This is a genomic window from Sphingomonas sp. NPDC079357 (genome assembly GCF_044901155.1).
Lineage (GTDB): Bacteria > Pseudomonadota > Alphaproteobacteria > Sphingomonadales > Sphingomonadaceae > Sphingomonas.
On sequence record NZ_JBJDOM010000001.1, the window covers coordinates 889943 to 905645 of the forward strand.

Below are 15703 nucleotides of genomic sequence, written 5' to 3' on the forward strand. Positions count from 1 at the left end.
AGCTTGCGCCCTACGGTGAGAACAGATAGAGAACTGATGCGGTCTGGTGAGGAGGGTCCCTCGTCGACGGCGCTCGACGGCAGCATCCTCGCTGCTTATGCAAGCACAAGACGTCGGGCTATCCGGTGATCGGGGGATTCGTGTCGGTCGACGTTGTGCATTACCTCTCGGGCTCTGATTAATGGTACCGCTCAGCCAGAAGCATAGCGGCGCCTATTTCACACCCGATCCCGTGGTCTCAGCCTTGGTCCGGTGGGCCGTCAACGATCCGACCGACCGCATGCTCGATCCCTCCTGTGGCGACGGTCGATTCCTAGCCAGCCATCGCAATAGCGTCGGCATCGAGCAGGATGCGCGTTCGGCCGCGAACGCCATGGAGCGCGCTCCCTGGGCTCTGGTCCATGAAGGTGATTTCTTCACCTGGGCGAGCGAGACGTCGGAGCGCTTCGAGTGCGCCGCCGGCAATCCGCCGTTCATCCGCTACCAGACGTTCAAGGGCCCGGTCCGCGCCCGCGCGCTGGGTCTGTGCCGTGGGCTCGGCGCCGAATTCAACGGGCTCGCCTCGTCCTGGGCGCCGTTCCTGGTCGCGACCGCAGGCCTGCTCAAGCCCGGCGGCCGGATGGCGTTTGTGGTACCGGCCGAGATCGGGCATGCGCCCTACGCCTCGCCGCTGCTTGAATATCTGGTCGCAAACTTCGCCATGGTGCAGGTGGTAGCGGTCCGCGGCAAACTGTTCCCTGATCTCTCCGAGGATTGCTGGCTGCTCTACGCCAATGGGCATGGCGGGCAGACGGATCGCATCCGCTTCACGGCGGTTGACCGGTTCGAGCCCAGCAAGGCCAAGCATCCGCCCAGCGAGGGTGAAGACGTGCTCGTCACCGAATGGCGCCAGATTTGGGGCCGGCGGCTGCGGCCGTTCGTGCTGCCCGCCTCCGTCCGGGCGCTGTACGCCCGCGCCGCCGCGCACCCGAAGTCGCTGCGCTTCGGCGCGGCTGCGCAGATCGGCATTGGCTATGTCTCGGGCGCCAACGACTTCTTCCATCTAAAGCCGTCAATGGCCAAGAAGCTCGGCATTCCGGCCGAGCTTCTTCACCCGACGGTGCGCAACGGTCGCGCGCTGCCTGCGAAGCAGCTGACCAAGAGCACGCTTCAGCAATGGCATGCCGACGACGAACCGTACATGCTCCTGAAGTTGCCGAAGGCGCCGGTCGCCGACTTGCCCGCCAAGGTGCGGCGTTACCTTGACAGCGAAGCCGGCCGTGAGGCCCGCGAGGCTTATAAATGCCGGGTACGCGAGCCCTGGTTCTCGGTACCCGACGTGCATAAGCCCGATTACTTCCTGAGCTATATGTCGGGCGTTTCGGCTAATCTCGTGCGCAATTCAGGCGGAGCGACCTGCACCAACTCGGTGCATGGGGTGCGCGTGCGCGACGCCAAGGCCATGCAGCGCGTCGCGGAGCATTGGATGGGTGATTTCGTGGCGCTCAGCCGGGAGATCGAGGGGCATCCGCTTGGTGGGGGTATGCTCAAGCTGGAGCCGCGCGAAGCGACGCGGATCCTGGTGGCCGCCGACGAACTGGCGCCGGAACTTGGCGGAGATGCGCTGGCCGACGCCGTGACAACGATGCAGCGCTGGCGCCACTATGTCTGACCCCGACCTGCCTGATCCGGAACTGCCGGACGAGGAAGATGCGGCGGCGCAGCCGTCGGACGATCCCACCTTCCCGAAGACCTGCCAGTGGACGAACCAGCGCGACGCGCTTGCGCATTTCGCCTCCTATGTAGGCGCGACGCAAAGCCAGCAGCATATCAAGCCGCTGCATTGGTATGTCGCCTGCCGGCTGGTGATCGAAGGCGGTTTTCGCCCTGAGGAAATCACGCCGCGCCCGCCGTTCACCTTCAAAAAGCGCAAGGGCAAGTGGCACCTCGCCTATGATCCCTCCGTCGCCGAGGGCGGAGAGGCGACCGTGCTGGGCGGTCTGAAGACCAAGAACGTCGACGTGGTGGTTAATAAGCCAGGCTTGGGCCCGGTCCTCGCGGTATCTTGCAAAGGGATGACCGGCGCGTTCCGCAATCTCACCAACCGCATGGAAGAGACCATCGGCGAGTGCACCAACCTGCACATCACCTATCCGGCGATGGTATTCGGCTATTTGTTCGTAATCCGCGCCAACCGGCTCATAGAGAAAGCCGCGGCGATTGCCGCTGAGGAAGACGCGCCACCCTCCAAGCAGCTCAAGGCCAATGATATCGCCATGGCGGTGGGCGGCGAGCCGGTCGAAAGCATCATCCGCTTCCATTCGGCCCTGCGTGAGCTGACAGGCCGGCGCGGCATCCGCAACGATGTGTCACGGTACGAGGCGGTATCGCTTGCGCTTGTCGAAATGGCGGATGCCGATCTTGGCGCGCTGTTGCCGACCTATCCTGCGGAGGACAGCCTGTTGCGGCTCGAGCAGTTCTTCGAGACCTTGTATCTGCGGTACGACGAACGGTTTGTTTACGCAGCGCCCGACCTCAAGAGCGTCACCCAACGACTGGAGTGGGCACCGGAGTCCCCTGCCCTCGAGGCGGATCAAGGATTTCCAGAGATCGACTATCCGGTCCGCTGTTCAGAGTGAGGTACAATCCGATACGGACAGATTGGCCGCAGCGGTCGCTCAGCAAGCGGGGCACGACATACCGGGCTGTGGCGCCGCGCTTGGTGCGGTTGTCGTGCCGCGCCTGCTCGCCTAAATCGGCACCGCATTCAGGCGCGGACAGGCCAACTTCCCTGCCCGGTGGGGAAAGATAAAATCTGTGAAAAAGCGCGTACTTATCACCGACGTCGACAATACCCTGCTCGATTGGCAGGAACTCTGGTATGAAACCTTCTCGGCGATGACTGACAAGGTTCTCGAAATCTCGGACGTCGATCCCGACGAGTTCTACGCGCAGTGCAGCGTAATCCACCAGAAATACGGCACTAGTGAGTATTCGCGTTTACTGGAGGAGCTGCCGTGCCTGCGTGAGCTTTATGGCGATGATGTGGTCACGGTCATGGCTCCGGCAATAGACGCATTCCGCGCCGCACGGCGCCGAGTGCTCAAGCTCTATCCCACAGTAGAGGACACGCTGAAGACCCTGAAGGCATCTGGCGTCCTCATCGCCGCTTTCACCGAGTCAAAGGCGTTCTACACCAGCTATCGCTTTCGCAAGTTGGGCCTCGATGGGCTGGTCGACTACCTCTACTCGCCCGCCGACCACAGCATGCCCGATGGAACGGCGAGCGCGCGCTTCTATGCACCCGAAAGCTACAGCTTCACTCACACGGTCCACCATCACACTCCCGAAGGCGAGGTGAAGCCCAATCCCGACATCCTGGTCCAGATCATCGCCGACCTAGGCGCCAGGATCGAGGAGGTCGTCTACGTGGGCGACAACATTCTCAAAGACATCCTTATGGCTCAGCAGGCGGGCGTCGCTGACGTCCACGCGCTCTATGGCGCCAGTCAGCACAAACCCGAATATGAGCTGCTGCGGAGAGTGACGCACTGGACACCGGAGATGGTGGAGCGCGAGCGCCACGCGCTTAAGCCGGGCGGTCTGATGCCAACGCATGTCCTCGATAAGGAGTTCGCGCAAATACTGCCGCTGTTCGAGGTGCGCTCATGACTGATCCGGCCGCCACGCCGCCCATGGCCGCGGGGCAGATCGAGATTTGGAAGAAGATTGTCGACGTGCAGCAGCACTTTAACGATCTTGAGCTGCGCATTCGTAACTTTGCCCTCATTGTTACGGGCGCTTTCTTGGGATTGGGCGGCTACGCGATCAAAGACGGAGGCATCCTAAACGCCTTCGGCTGGGAGGTCTCCATGGCCGGTCTGATCGTGGTGTCCGCGATCTTTCCCCTGCTCGCCTTCTACTTCATGGACCGGCTCTGGTACCATCGTCTGCTCGACGGTTCGGTCCAGGCAGGTATTGAGGCGGAGACTGCCCTCAAGGATCTCGGTTATAAAGTCGACCTAGGATCGCAGATCTCCGCCAAGAGCCCGTTCAAGCTTTGGCTGGTTGGGACGCGGATCCATTCCAAGACCAAGATGGACATCTTTTACCTCGTGCTGGTGCTGACGTTGCTCATCGTCGGTGCGAGCCTGGGCATTGGAATTCGGCCACAACCCGTTTCGGTCACGCGATCAATCCCTTCTTCCGCGGATAGTGCGCCTGTGCCGAGTCCGAGTCCTACGAAGCCGATTGTGCCGGGAGACCTGGTTGATCCTGGCGTGGCCAACGCGACTGCCGCCGGAGACATTGACATAAAGTCGAAGTGAAACGACCTTTCGTAAACTAGCACATGCCCGCTCTGACCCACTTCCGGCCGCTCAGAGACCACCAAACGCTACCTGAAACCGGCCGCTTGTTCAGCATCACCGATGGCCGACCAACCACATTTACGAACCGCAGATTTACCGCGCCTGCGTACGCTCGATCGGCCGATCCGGCCCGATGGAGACGATCGATGGGTCACTCGCCGATGGACCCCGCCTTTCACGAACTTCGACCTTGGAACGAAGGCCGGCTTATCGGTGCGAAGCGAGCGCTGAAACAGCAACAGGTCTGGGCCATTCGCTTCTGGCTCGACCAGCATAGACGACTGCGCGATCGAGCGCTGTTCGATCTTGCCATCGACAGCAAGCTGCGCGGCTGTGATGTGGTCAGGGTGCGGATTGGCGATGTAGTTTCCGGCGGGCGCGTACGTGACCGCGCCGTCGTGGTTCAGCAGAAGACCAAACGACCGGTCCAGTTCGAGCTGATGGACACCGCACGTAAGACGATGCGGGCATGGTTGGAAAGACGCGGCGGGACACTGAACGACTTCATCTTCCCAAGCCGAAACGATTATATGGCTCACATGAGTACGCGGCAATATGCCCGCCTCGTGCACGAGTGGGTGGTCGGCATCGGCCTTCCGGCTCAGGATTACGGGACGCACTCGCTTCGGCGCACAAAAGCGTCGATCATTTACAAGGCGACTGGCAACCTACGCGCCGTTCAGATCCTTCTCGGCCATGCCAAGATCGACAGTACGGTGCGCTACTTAGGCGTAGACGTGGAGGACGCTCTGGAACTGGCCGAACGCACAGAGGTCTGAGCGGACCAGTTGCGGGCGCTCCGGCGTCGCCGATCGCTGCTTAAACCGGAACGTTGTTAACATAGACGAATGGGTACGAGCCCGTTCCGTGGTCAGAGACGTTGAGTTGGTTCAGTCGCTTTTCCGATCCTGGCGGAGCTCCTGCCCCGACGGAGAAGAGACATGCGCGCACTATGCTGGCACGGTAAGGGCGACGTCCGCGTCGACACGGTCGCGGACCCCGAGATCAAGCATCCGCGCGACGCGATCATCAAGGTCACCGCCTGCGCGATCTGCGGGTCGGACCTACACCTGCTCGACGGGTACCAGCCAACGATGGAGGCGGGTGACATTCTGGGCCACGAGAACATGGGCGAAGTCGTCGCTCTCGGGTCCGAGGTGACTAACCTCAAGATCGGCGACCGAGTCGTGGTGCCGTTCACGATCAGCTGCGGCGACTGCTGGTTCTGCCGCAAGGGCCTGTTCGCGGCCTGCGACCGGACCAACCCCAATGCCGAGATGGCCGCCAAGGCGATGGGCCACTCGCCTGCCGGCCTGTTCGGCTTTAGCCACATGCTGGGCGGCTATTGCGGCGGCCAGGCAGAATATCTCCGTGTCCCGATGGCCGACATCGGCCCGATCAAGATCCCCGACAACGTCACCGACGACCAGGCGCTGTTCCTGTCGGACATCTTCCCGACCGGCTACATGGCCGCCGAGAACGCGCAGATCGAGCATGGCGATACCGTGGCGATCTGGGGCTGCGGCCCGGTCGGCCAGTTCGCCATCCGCTCCGCGCTGATGATGGGTGCTGGTCGGGTCATCGCGATCGACGAGGTGCCCGAGCGGCTCGCGATGGCCGAGGCGGGCGGTGCCGAGACGATCAACTTCGCCGAGACCGACGTCTATGACGAACTGCAGGCGCGGACCAAGGGACGCGGCCCGGACAGCTGCATCGATGCGGTGGGTTGCGAGGCGGCCGGACACGGCGCGGCCGATGCAGTCATGGACAAGGTCAAGGCGTCGATGTTCCTCGCCACCGACCGCGTCCACGTGCTGCGACAGGCGATCATGAGCTGCCGCAAGGGCGGCACTGTCTCGGTACCCGGCGTCTACGTCGGGCTGGGCGACAAGCTGCCGATCGGTGCGGCGATGAACAAGGGGCTGACCATCAAGCTAGGCCAGACCCACGTCCAGCGCTACACCAAGCCGCTGCTAGAAAAGATCGTGGCCGGGGAGATCGACCCCAGCTTCGTCATCACCCATCCTGCCAGCCTCGAGGACGCGCCCGAGATGTACGCCAAGTTCCGCGACAAGGAGGACGGCGTCATCAAGGTGGTCATGCGCCCGCACGGCTGAGCGGCGCATCCCTCATCGTCGTGGCGGCGTGCGATCCCTCTTTGAGGATCGCACGCCGCGACGACCGGCGCACGGCAGCTCGCAGATTAACTGGTGCCATGCACGGACGGTGCTCGTTGAGTTGTTTCAGATAACCGAAATGGAACGAGATGCACCAGATCAACCGCGGCTCCGGCCGCAAAATGCTGCTTGTCCACGGTCTGGGCGGAAGCTCGCGATCATGGAGTCCCATTCTAGACTCGCTCGGCGCCAGTCGAACGGTGATCGCGATCGACCTGCCCGGACATGGCGCGACCCCGGCCCAACTCGATAGTGGGACCTTCGACGGGCTAGTCGGCAGCGTTCAGCGCTACATCGTGGAGAACGGGCTGACCGGGATTGATGTGGTCGGCAGTTCAATGGGCGCCCGGATCGTGCTTGAACTCGCTCGACGCGGTATGGTCGGCAACGTCGTCGCGCTCGACCCGGGTGGATTCTGGCGTGGCTGGGAGCGTAGCTTCTTCAAGACAACGATCGGTGTCTCCGGCCGATTGTTGCGGGCGATCCGACCCGCCCTGCCGACGCTGAGCCGTAACGCGGCCTCGCGCACTGCCCTGCTCGCCCAATTGTCCGCGCATCCCTGGGCGCTTGATCCGCAGATGGTGGCGACCGAGTTGACCGGTCTCAGTACGACACAGACGTTCGATGCGCTGGTCCATGACCTTGCGGCCGGGCCCGAGCAGATCGGTCCTGCTGCCGACAGCACTGGCCGGATCGTGATCGGATGGGGCAGGCACGACAGGCTCTGCCTGCCGGGTCAGGCGGCGCGCGCAATAGCTGCGTTCCCGTCCGCAGAGCTGCACTGGTTCGAGTCCAGCGGTCATTTTCCGATGTGGGACATGCCGGAGGAGACAGTCGAGGTCATCCTCAGAGCTACGCTGTGAAAGTAGCGGGGTGTAACGCCTACCCATTTGAGGTCATTTGAAGCGCTCGGTTCGTTTGTCACATTTTGTCATCCGTTTATGTCGCCGTAGAGGTGATCCTAGAGCTGCGGCAGGGCGACAGGCTCGATCAAGTCCCACCTGTTCCCGTACAGATCCTCGAACACAGCGACGGTACCGTAGGCCTCGCGGCGTGGTCGCTCGACGAACCGAACTCCGTGTTCGGTGTAGGCGAGATGGTCGCGGGTGAAGTCGTCCGTCTCGAGGAACAGGAACACGCGGCCGCCGCTCTGGTCGCCCACCGCCGCTCGCTGCCGCTCACCAACGGCCTCCGCCAACAGCAGCCCGGCGGCCGCACCGGGCGGTGCGACCACGACCCATCGCTTGCCCTGCGTCAGCGTGGTGTCCTCGCGCAGCTCGAAGCCGAGCTTCCCTACGAAGAAGGAGATTGCCTCGTCGTAGTCGTTGACGAGGAGGGCGGTCATGGCGAGGCGCTGCGACATCCGGTGACGCTGCCCCATTTCGAGCGGCGATCCAACGTTGACCGCCCCAACCTGGCTTAAGCGCCCTACCTCCAGGCCCCGACGGAGCTTACGCCGAAGATGCTCTCGCGAGGCAGGTCGAAGATGAAGTAGGGGTTCAGCGTCGGCGGCGCCCCCACCGCGTTCAACCGCTTCAGCTGCTCCGGCGACAGCACAATGTCGAGCGAAGCCGCGTTCTCTTGCACCTGTTCCTGCCGGCTCGCTCCCATAAGCACCGAGGCAACGCCTGGACGGCCCGCCACCCAGGCGAGCGCCACCTGCGCCATTGGGCGGCCGATCTCCTCCGCCACGGCGCGCAGCTCGTCGACAATGCGGAAGTTCGCTTCAGTGAACAGCATTCCGCCATAGGGATTGTCACCGTTGAGACGTCCGTCGCTGCCGCCGGCGTGTTCGCCCGCCTTGTTCGGGACGCCCCCCGCCGGACCAAAGTCGGCGAGCTTCTCCCGCCCGTACTTGCCGGTCAGCATACCGAAGCCGAGGGGGCTCCACGCCACCAGTCCGAGCCCGAGCGCCCGTCCGGCGGGCACCAGGTCCAGCTCGACGCCGCGATCGATGAGCGAGTAGCTGTATTGCAGCCCGATCGGCTCGGGCAGTCCGTGGGCACGCGCCAGGGTCGCAATCTGCGCGGCATACCATGCCGGTGCATTGGAAAAGCCGTAGTAGAGGATGTCTCCACGGCGCACCGCGTCGGTCAGCGCGCGCAGCACCTCCTCGGCCGGCGTCGTGCGATCCCAGACATGCGTCCAGTACATGTCGATGTAACCGCTGCCGAGCCGCTTCAGTGATCCCTCGAGACCATCGCGGATGTTGCGCGCCGAGTTGCCACCGGCCAGGGGATTGCCCTCACCGCGCGGAAAGCCGGACTTGGTGGCGATCACCAATTGGTCGCGGCTGCCGCGCTCGCGCAGAAAGCGGCCGATCATCGCCTCGCTCTCGCCGCCCGAATAGACGTCGGCGGTGTCGATGAAGTTGCCGCCCGCCCCGGCGTAGGCGTCGAAGATCGCGCGCGATCCCGCCTCATCGGCACCCCAGCGGCCGGCGCCGAAGGTCATCGTGCCCAGCGCCAGCGGGCTCACCGCGAGTCCCAAGTTGCCCAGCGTGCGATAGTTGGTCATGTCCATGGCTCGTCACTCCTTGTGTTGGGATGAAGGTAAGGCAACGCCGACCGCCCGATTAGCCGTTGCGGACAGCAAAGGCTTATGAGCATGATGCATCAATGCGACGCGGTGACCTCGACGATCTCGCGGCGTTTGCCAGCGTCGCCAGACACCGCAGCTTCACGCGGGCGGCGGCCGAACTCGGCCTCTCGCCGTCGGCGCTGAGCCACGCCATGAAGGCGCTGGAAGAGCGGCTCGGGGTCCGGCTCCTCGCCCGCACTACCCGCTCGGTCGCGCCCACGGCAGCAGGCGAGCAGCTCCTGCGCTCGCTCGACCCCGCGCTGGCGCAGGTGACTCACGGTCTCGCGTCGCTCGCGGACTGGCGCGGCGCGCCTTCGGGCACCGTGCGGCTCACGACCTTCGGCTACGCGGCGCGAACCATCCTGGCGCCGCGGCTGCCCCAGTTCCTGCTCGACCACCCCGACGTATCCGTCGAGGTCATCGTCGAGGACCGATTGATCGACCTCGTGGCGGGTGGCTTCGACGCAGGCATCCGCCTTGGCGAGGCCGTCGAGCGCGACATGGTGACCGTGCCTGTGGGTCCGGACCTGCGCACCGTCGTGGTCGGCACGCCCACCTACTTCTCACAATACGCTGCGCCTGAGACGCCGGCGGACCTCGATCGCCACGTCTGCGTCAACTACCGACTGCTCGGCGGCGGCGGGCTGCTGCCTTGGGAGTTCGAGAAAGGAGGCAGGGACCTCAGGATGAAGGTCCATGGGCAGCTCATCGTCAACGACGAAGTCTTGTCAGCGGCGGCGGTGCGCGCCGGCGCCGGGCTCGGCTACATGATGGAGCACGACGTGGCCGACGAGATCGCGGACGGCCGGCTCCTCCAGGTACTCGCTGCCTGGTGCCCGAGCTATTCGGGGTGCCGCCTCTACTACCCCGACCGCCGGGTCACTCCTGCTCTGCGCGCATTGATCAGCGCGCTTCGCTTGTGACCCACAACCGGTCATTCGGCGACCAAATCGCAACCGCCGAAACCCGACGCTTGTTCATGTGGCTTCATTCCGCTCTTGGAGGCGGCGACAGCCGCTCGGGAACGGCTTGGATTGGGGACTTTCCTGCCAGTCAGGTTTCAGGATTGGAACGGTCGAAAGCCGCCGGTACGTGGTGTCACAACCGTTGGGTTTGACACGCTACGATGTAACAGTGATTAGCCCAACGGCGCTAAAGATCAGCAGATTAAACTAGACGTCTTCGACCTCATGCTTGACCGCTTGATCGTGCAGGTTGCTAAGGATGCGGCTGGGCGTCACCGCAGCCTCGCGAAGCGTAAATAGACCGGACATGATGAGGTTGCCATCGACGAGAAGCTGCCTTTTTAACGCCCTCTGATGGCCCAGCGCGTTGCCTCGATTTCCATCACATGCAAGGTTCGAAAAAGCGGGTACACGATCTGGAAGCCCAGGGTGACGATATGGCCCGAGTGAGCGTGATTTCGTCTGCCCAGTGCAGAGCAGCGCGCGCGATGCTGAATTGGACCCAAGGAGAGCTCGCCAGGAGGGCCGGCGTCGCACGAACGACGCTTGTGAATTTCGAGCGGGATATACGCATGACGACTCTCACCAATCTCAGCTTGATCACTAGCGCCCTAGAGAATGCTGGCATCACCTTTCTCCCCGAACGTCGAGCGGTCGGTGCCGGCGTGCGCTTCAACCCGTCGGTAGGAAGCAGGCTGAGCCCGCAACGACGATCAAGCAGAACCGCAGTCGAAAGCTCGTCAGCGGTCACGTAGGAGTAGCCGCAAGCCCAGAAGGCTCAGACCGGCGAGCGCGAACCAGGTGAGAGCGTAGCTCAAATGTGCATTGCGGAAGGTGGTCACAGTCAGGCCGCCGACCGGATAGCCGCCAGCATTCGGGGTGGCATCGGCGTCGATGAAGTATGGCGCACTGCCGCTTAGCCCGCGCGCCGCAGTGATGGCCCTCACGTCGCGCGAGAACCAGCGATCAGCTCTCGGGCTATTAGCACGCAGGAACTGACCCCTGGGTTCAGTCACGCGCAGCAGACCGGTTACGGTGACCTTTCCGTCAGGGCGGCTCATCTGCGGAACTCCGTCGGGTAGGAAGCCGCGGTTTATCAGCACCGTCCAGCCGGCGTCGGTTTTAAGCGGCGTCAACAGCCAATTGCCCGAGCCGCGACCCGTAATTGCTACAACCTTGGTTTCATGGGTGTGATCAAACCGGCCCGTGACCCTGACACGACGATAGGCGTCCCTCTCGGCGGTGATCTCGCCCCATGCGGGAGGCCCAGGTGCTTGGGATGGGGTCGCATGCGCTCGCTCATTCACGGCCGCGATCAGCTCAAGTTTCCAGGCGCGGCGCTCTATCTGCCAAATTCCGAGCGCGACCGCGACACCGCTTACGAGAAGAAGGAGCGCCGCGAACAGGCGGCGCTTCCATCTCGTGGATGATCCGACCACGGGAGTCAGTTCATCTCCGTCATGTTCTCGACGCTGGTCGGCATCATGTTCGAGTTCATCTGGTACATTGCCCAGACCGATCCGCCGATCGTGATCACGACGATGATCGCTGTGAAGATGAACGATATCAGCGTCCAACCGCCCTCGCTGCGCGTGTCGACGTGGAGGAAGAAGCGCACATGGACGATGATCTGGATCACCGCGAGCACGGAGATGGTCGCCAGGGTTGCCCCTGTGCTCAGGGTTCCCGCCATTACTAGCCAGAAGGGCACGGAGGTGAGCGCGACCGAGAGGAGGAAGCCGACGATGTAGTCGCGGTAAGAGCCGTGGCCATGCGTGTCGCCGTGGCTGTGCAACTCCGCATCGCGGTTGCCGTTGGACGAAGCCATCAGCGGGTCACTCCAAACAGGTAGACAAAGGTGAAGACGCCGATCCAGATGATGTCCAGGAAATGCCAGAACAGAGAAAGGCAAAGAAGACGGCGCTTATTGTCTGCATTGAGCCCGTGGATGCCCACCTGCGCGACCATGGTCGCAATCCAGACCAGACCGACCGTCACGTGGAGGCCGTGCATGCCTACCAGCCCGAAGAAGGACGACAGGAAGGCGCTACGCCCCGGGCCTGCCCCCTCTGCGATCAGGTGGCTGAACTCGTAGATCTCGATACCTACGAATGCCGCGCCGAGCACAAAGGTGGTCAACAGCCAGGCTTGCACCCCGCGGGTGCGGCCCGCCTCCATCTGCAGCATGCCGAAGCCGTAGGTGATCGAGGACAGCAGCAGCAGCCCCGTATTCACCGCAACCAGCGGCAGGTCGAAGATCTCACGTGGTATGGGGCCACCGGCATAAGCGGTGCTGAGGACTCCGAAAACAGAGAATACAGCGCCGAACAGCAGCGCGTCTGTCATCAGGTAGATCCAGAACCCCAGCAGCGTCGCGCCGCCACCACCGTGATCGTGATCCTCCTCCTCGGCCAGGTGCCAAGTGACGGCGCGTGCCTCCGCTTCCGCCTCGGGGGTCATCGTTTGCGCAGACATCGATCAGGCTCCCGCCACTGACGTTGCGAGCCGCTCGCGCTCGCCTTCGATCCGCGCAACCTCATCGGCAGGAATGAAGTAGTCGCGATTGTAGTTGAAGGTGTGCCCGATTGCCACCGCGAGCAGCGCAACGAAGGCTATCGCGGCGAGCCACCAGATGTACCAAACCATGGCGAAGCCGAACACCAAGCCGAGGCCTGACAGGATTACTCCAGTTCCCGTGTTGCGGGGCATGTGGATGGGACGATAGCCATTGGTCGGGCGCTGGTAGCCCCGGTCCTTCATGTCATACCAAGCATCCAAGTCATGCACGACGGGCGTGAATGCGAAGTTGTAGGCAGGCGGCGGGGAGGAAGTCGCCCACTCCAGCGTCCGGCCGTTCCACGGGTCTCCCGTCGTGTCGCGCAGTTGGTCGCGTTTCACCCAGCCCATGACGATGCTCATCACGAAGCCAAGGATACCGATCAGGATCACCACCGCCCCGAGCAATGCAACGATGAACCAGGGCTGGAGCGAAGGATCGTAGAAGTGGTTCACGCGCCGGGTCACGCCGTAAAGGCCCGGAATATAGAGCGGCATCCAGGCGATCCAGAAGCCGGCGACCCAGCCCCAGAAAGCCACCTTGCCCCAGAACGGGTCCAGCTTGAATCCGAACGCCTTGGGGAACCAGTAGACCATGCCGGCGAACAGCCCGAACACGACGCCGCCGATTATGGTGTTGTGGAAATGCGTCACGAGCCACAGCGAGTTGTGAAGCACGAAATCGGCAGGCGGGATGGCGAGCAGGACACCCGTCAGACCTCCGATCACGAACGTAATGATGAAGGCGACCACCCACATCATCGGCACCTCGAATCGGATGTTGCCCTTGTACATGGTGAACAGCCAGTTGAAGATCTTGGCCCCTGTCGGGATCGCGATCGCCATGCTGGCGATGCCGAAGAACGAATTGACGCTCGGTCCCGCCCCCATTGTGAAGAAATGGTGCAGCCAGACGAGATACGACATGATCAGGATGACGACGGTCGCGTAGACCATCGAGGTGTAGCCGAAGAGCCGCTTGCCGCAGAAGGTGGCAGTCACCTCCGAATAGATGCCGAAGACGGGGAGAATCAGGACGTACACCTCTGGGTGTCCCCAGATCCAGACCAGATTCCAGTACATCATCGGCGATCCGCCGAGTTCGTTGGTGAAGAAGTTGGTCCCGACGTAGCGATCGAGCAGCAGCAGGGTGAAAGCTGCCGTCAGCGCCGGGAAAATGACGATCGACAGGATCTGGCTGCAGAACGCGGTCCAGCAAAACACCGGCATCTTCATCATGGTCATGCCCGGCGCACGCATCTTGAGGATGGTTGCCACCATGTTGACGCCGGATAAGGTTGTGCCGAGGCCCGCCAGCTCCATAGACCAGAGGTAATAGTCCACGCCTGTGTCGGGGCTGTAGGCTAGCTCCGAGAGCGGCGCGTAGTTGAGCCAGCCGGTGCGAGCGAACTCACCCACGAACAGCGACACCATGGTCAGCAATGCCGCTGCGACGGTGAGCCAGAAGCTCAGCGAATTGAGGAACGGGAAGGCAACATCGCGCGCGCCGATCTGGAGTGGCATGACGAAGTTGATCAGCCCCGATACCAACGGGATCGCGACGAAGAAGATCATGATCGTCCCGTGCGCGGTGAAGATCTGATCGTAGTGATGCGCTGGCAGGAAGCCGGGATTGTCCCCGAACGCGACCGCCTGTTGCGCGCGCATCATCAGCGCGTCGGCGAAGCCGCGCAGCAGCATGATAATCGCCAGAATGACGTACATGATACCGATCTTCTTGTGGTCCACCGTGGTGAACCACTCGCGCCAGAGCCAGCCCCACAGTCGGTACTTCGTCACCACACCAACCAGGCCGGCGCCGAGCAGCAGCACGACGATGAAGGTGGTCAGCAGGATCGGCTCGTGGACCGGGAAGCTTTCCCATGTCAGTCGGCCGAAAATGGTCTTGGCGAGGCTGTCGCTCATGGGAATGCTCATGTCAGACGGAGCGCGCGGCTGAGCGCGCGCCTGGAATGGAAAGAGGCGAAAGGCTGGACATATCGCGGTTTCGCTGGTCCCCAGGTTTCAGCTGTCCGGGTGGCGAGCCCGGCTTCTCGGGCTTGGTCACGTTAGGTCCCGAACCCTTGTCCTCCGGAGCCTTCTGCAAGGCAGGGACAGGCTTTTGCCCGTTCAGGGGCATACCGCCCCTATTCTGTGGAACACCCGAGCCACCCCGCATCATGTCATGCATCATCACATCAGCGACGCATGGCTTGCCGGCCTCGACGCAACGGTTGAGGATTCGGCTATACAGGCCTGGTGAGACAGCGCCGAAACGCATCATCGGCACCTTCTCGCTCGGCTTTTCAAGCTGGATATAGTTCGCCGCCTGCAGCAGCCCGCCGCGTGCCTTCACCCGCGCTACCCACTCGTTGAACTGGGCTGGCGGGAGCCCGTGGAGCGCAAAGCGCATGTCCGAATAGCCGCGCCCGGTGTAGTTGCCCGAATATCCGAAGCTCTCCACCGGCTTGTTCAGCACGGCGTGGAGCTTCGCGTCCATGCCGGGCATCACATAGATCATGCCTGCCATGGTGGGTGCGTAGAAGGTGTTGAACTGGCTCGTCGAGGTCATCGAGAAGCGCACGGGCACGTTCACCGGCAGCGCCAGCTCATTCACCGTCGCGATCCCCTGTTCGGGGTAAATGAACAACCACTTCCAATCCATGGCGACCACCTGGACTTCGAAGTGCTTGGTGCCAGGCGGCAGCGGTTTGCCCGGGGCGATCCGGTCGAGCGGCCGGAATGGATCGAGCAGGTGCGTGCTCCTCCAGGTAACGGCACCGATGATGGTGATGATAAGCAGCGGGATTGACCAGATCACCAGCTCGAGTCCGGTCGAATGATCGAAGTGCGGATCATAGTTATGTCCGCCTCGCCGTGCGCTGTACTTGCGCGAAAAGACGATCGCCATCACGATAACCGGGATAACCACCACCAGCATGAGCAGCGTTGCGAAACCGAGCAGATCCCGCTGTTGAACGGCAACATCGCCAGCCGGGAACAGGACGATCAACCTCTCTCGCGAACATGCCCCCAGGGCAAGAAGCGCCGGAAGGGCAGCCAGACTGAGGGCACG

At 62.8% G+C, this 15703-nt stretch carries 17 protein-coding genes; 10 read left to right on the forward strand and 7 right to left on the reverse strand.

The genetic code is table 11. The annotated features are described in order from the left end of the window. The first annotated feature begins 181 nt into the window (after positions 1-181). The 7 genes from ACI2JO_RS04160 (at position 182) to ACI2JO_RS04190 (ending at position 7389) form a co-directional block, all read left to right on the forward strand. Entirely contained in the window at positions 182-1651 is a 1470-nt protein-coding gene (locus tag ACI2JO_RS04160; RefSeq protein WP_404719468.1) for an N-6 DNA methylase, read from the forward strand. Next, positions 1644-2618, forward strand: coding sequence for a hypothetical protein (locus tag ACI2JO_RS04165; RefSeq protein WP_404719469.1), 975 nt, complete (start codon positions 1644-1646; stop codon positions 2616-2618). The genes ACI2JO_RS04160 and ACI2JO_RS04165 overlap by 8 nt, the downstream gene beginning before the upstream one ends. A 178-nt stretch (positions 2619-2796) precedes the next feature. After that, positions 2797-3651 carry an HAD-IA family hydrolase gene (locus ACI2JO_RS04170; protein ID WP_404719470.1) on the forward strand — a complete coding sequence of 285 codons (855 nt, stop codon included), beginning with the start codon at positions 2797-2799 and terminating at the stop codon, positions 3649-3651. Continuing rightward, on the forward strand, positions 3648-4307 hold the full coding sequence (locus tag ACI2JO_RS04175; protein ID WP_404719471.1) for a hypothetical protein: 660 nt from the start codon (positions 3648-3650) through the stop codon (positions 4305-4307). Before ACI2JO_RS04170 ends, ACI2JO_RS04175 begins: the two co-directional genes overlap by 4 nt. Before the next feature lie 188 nt (positions 4308-4495). Further along, complete coding sequence (locus ACI2JO_RS04180; protein WP_404719472.1) at positions 4496-5128, forward strand: tyrosine-type recombinase/integrase; 633 nt, start codon at positions 4496-4498, stop codon at positions 5126-5128. A gap of 162 nt (positions 5129-5290) precedes the next feature. Continuing rightward, positions 5291-6466, forward strand: a complete 1176-nt coding sequence (locus ACI2JO_RS04185) for a zinc-dependent alcohol dehydrogenase (RefSeq protein ID WP_404719473.1) — start codon at positions 5291-5293, stop codon at positions 6464-6466. A gap of 149 nt (positions 6467-6615) precedes the next feature. After that, positions 6616-7389, forward strand: coding sequence for an alpha/beta fold hydrolase (locus ACI2JO_RS04190; protein ID WP_404719474.1), 774 nt, complete (start codon positions 6616-6618; stop codon positions 7387-7389). Between the two features lie 98 nt (positions 7390-7487). Here the strand turns inward: ACI2JO_RS04190 and ACI2JO_RS04195 are convergent, their stop codons facing one another. Together ACI2JO_RS04195 and ACI2JO_RS04200 are read right to left on the reverse strand one after the other, a co-directional pair. Further along, on the reverse strand, positions 7488-7889 hold the full coding sequence (locus ACI2JO_RS04195; protein WP_404719475.1) for a VOC family protein: 402 nt from the start codon (positions 7887-7889) through the stop codon (positions 7488-7490). Between the two features lie 65 nt (positions 7890-7954). After that, positions 7955-9049, reverse strand: coding sequence for an aldo/keto reductase (locus tag ACI2JO_RS04200; RefSeq protein WP_404719476.1), 1095 nt, complete (start codon positions 9047-9049; stop codon positions 7955-7957). Positions 9050-9144: 95 nt separating this feature from the next. Here ACI2JO_RS04200 and ACI2JO_RS04205 point away from each other — a divergent pair, with 95 nt between their 5' ends. Together ACI2JO_RS04205 and ACI2JO_RS04210 are read left to right on the forward strand one after the other, a co-directional pair. Next, positions 9145-10029 carry a LysR family transcriptional regulator gene (locus tag ACI2JO_RS04205; RefSeq protein ID WP_404719477.1) on the forward strand — a complete coding sequence of 295 codons (885 nt, stop codon included), beginning with the start codon at positions 9145-9147 and terminating at the stop codon, positions 10027-10029. 479 nt (positions 10030-10508) lie between these two features. Further along, a complete protein-coding gene (locus ACI2JO_RS04210; protein WP_404720319.1) occupies positions 10509-10826 on the forward strand; it encodes a helix-turn-helix domain-containing protein in 318 nt (105 codons plus the stop codon). Here the strand turns inward: ACI2JO_RS04210 and ACI2JO_RS04215 are convergent. Continuing rightward, complete coding sequence (locus tag ACI2JO_RS04215) at positions 10812-11426, reverse strand: SURF1 family protein (RefSeq protein ID WP_404720320.1); 615 nt, start codon at positions 11424-11426, stop codon at positions 10812-10814. The two genes, ACI2JO_RS04210 and ACI2JO_RS04215, sit on opposite strands and share 15 nt — an antisense overlap. Between ACI2JO_RS04215 and ACI2JO_RS04220 the strand changes: the two genes are divergently transcribed. Further along, a complete protein-coding gene (locus ACI2JO_RS04220; protein WP_404720366.1) occupies positions 11361-11501 on the forward strand; it encodes a hypothetical protein in 141 nt (46 codons plus the stop codon). The two genes, ACI2JO_RS04215 and ACI2JO_RS04220, sit on opposite strands and share 66 nt — an antisense overlap. A 14-nt stretch (positions 11502-11515) precedes the next feature. On the opposite strand, the gene cyoD is transcribed toward ACI2JO_RS04220, so the two are convergent. Genes cyoD through ACI2JO_RS04240 form a run of 4 tightly spaced genes read right to left on the reverse strand, consistent with a single transcriptional unit; the run spans position 11516 to position 15640 of the window. Then, the gene (gene cyoD, locus ACI2JO_RS04225; protein WP_404719478.1) at positions 11516-11899 is read right to left on the reverse strand and encodes a cytochrome o ubiquinol oxidase subunit IV; all 384 of its coding nucleotides are present in this window, start codon (positions 11897-11899) and stop codon (positions 11516-11518) included. Further along, a complete protein-coding gene (gene cyoC, locus ACI2JO_RS04230; RefSeq protein ID WP_404719479.1) occupies positions 11899-12546 on the reverse strand; it encodes a cytochrome o ubiquinol oxidase subunit III in 648 nt (215 codons plus the stop codon). The genes cyoD and cyoC overlap by 1 nt, the downstream gene beginning before the upstream one ends. 3 nt (positions 12547-12549) lie before the next feature. Then, complete coding sequence (gene cyoB, locus ACI2JO_RS04235; RefSeq protein WP_404719480.1) at positions 12550-14553, reverse strand: cytochrome o ubiquinol oxidase subunit I; 2004 nt, start codon at positions 14551-14553, stop codon at positions 12550-12552. 13 nt (positions 14554-14566) lie between these two features. Next, positions 14567-15640, reverse strand: coding sequence for a COX aromatic rich motif-containing protein (locus tag ACI2JO_RS04240; protein WP_404719481.1), 1074 nt, complete (start codon positions 15638-15640; stop codon positions 14567-14569). Positions 15641-15703 lie beyond the last annotated feature (63 nt).

What these genes read in the sequence shown, in the direction of transcription:
- cyoC (WP_404719479.1), bottom strand. Translation starts at nt 12,546, where the DNA reads ATGTCTGCGCAAACGATGACCCCCGAGGCGGAAGCGGAGGCACGCGCC.
- cyoB (WP_404719480.1), bottom strand. Translation starts at nt 14,553, where the DNA reads ATGAGCGACAGCCTCGCCAAGACCATTTTCGGCCGACTGACATGGGAA.
- ACI2JO_RS04195 (WP_404719475.1), bottom strand. Translation starts at nt 7,889, where the DNA reads ATGTCGCAGCGCCTCGCCATGACCGCCCTCCTCGTCAACGACTACGAC.
- ACI2JO_RS04205 (WP_404719477.1), top strand. Translation starts at nt 9,145, where the DNA reads ATGCGACGCGGTGACCTCGACGATCTCGCGGCGTTTGCCAGCGTCGCC.
- ACI2JO_RS04185 (WP_404719473.1), top strand. Translation starts at nt 5,291, where the DNA reads ATGCGCGCACTATGCTGGCACGGTAAGGGCGACGTCCGCGTCGACACG.
- ACI2JO_RS04175 (WP_404719471.1), top strand. Translation starts at nt 3,648, where the DNA reads ATGACTGATCCGGCCGCCACGCCGCCCATGGCCGCGGGGCAGATCGAG.
- ACI2JO_RS04160 (WP_404719468.1), top strand. Translation starts at nt 182, where the DNA reads ATGGTACCGCTCAGCCAGAAGCATAGCGGCGCCTATTTCACACCCGAT.
- ACI2JO_RS04200 (WP_404719476.1), bottom strand. Translation starts at nt 9,049, where the DNA reads ATGGACATGACCAACTATCGCACGCTGGGCAACTTGGGACTCGCGGTG.
- ACI2JO_RS04190 (WP_404719474.1), top strand. Translation starts at nt 6,616, where the DNA reads ATGCACCAGATCAACCGCGGCTCCGGCCGCAAAATGCTGCTTGTCCAC.
- ACI2JO_RS04220 (WP_404720366.1), top strand. Translation starts at nt 11,361, where the DNA reads ATGCGCTCGCTCATTCACGGCCGCGATCAGCTCAAGTTTCCAGGCGCG.
- ACI2JO_RS04165 (WP_404719469.1), top strand. Translation starts at nt 1,644, where the DNA reads ATGTCTGACCCCGACCTGCCTGATCCGGAACTGCCGGACGAGGAAGAT.
- ACI2JO_RS04180 (WP_404719472.1), top strand. Translation starts at nt 4,496, where the DNA reads ATGGGTCACTCGCCGATGGACCCCGCCTTTCACGAACTTCGACCTTGG.
- cyoD (WP_404719478.1), bottom strand. Translation starts at nt 11,899, where the DNA reads ATGGCTTCGTCCAACGGCAACCGCGATGCGGAGTTGCACAGCCACGGC.
- ACI2JO_RS04210 (WP_404720319.1), top strand. Translation starts at nt 10,509, where the DNA reads ATGGCCCGAGTGAGCGTGATTTCGTCTGCCCAGTGCAGAGCAGCGCGC.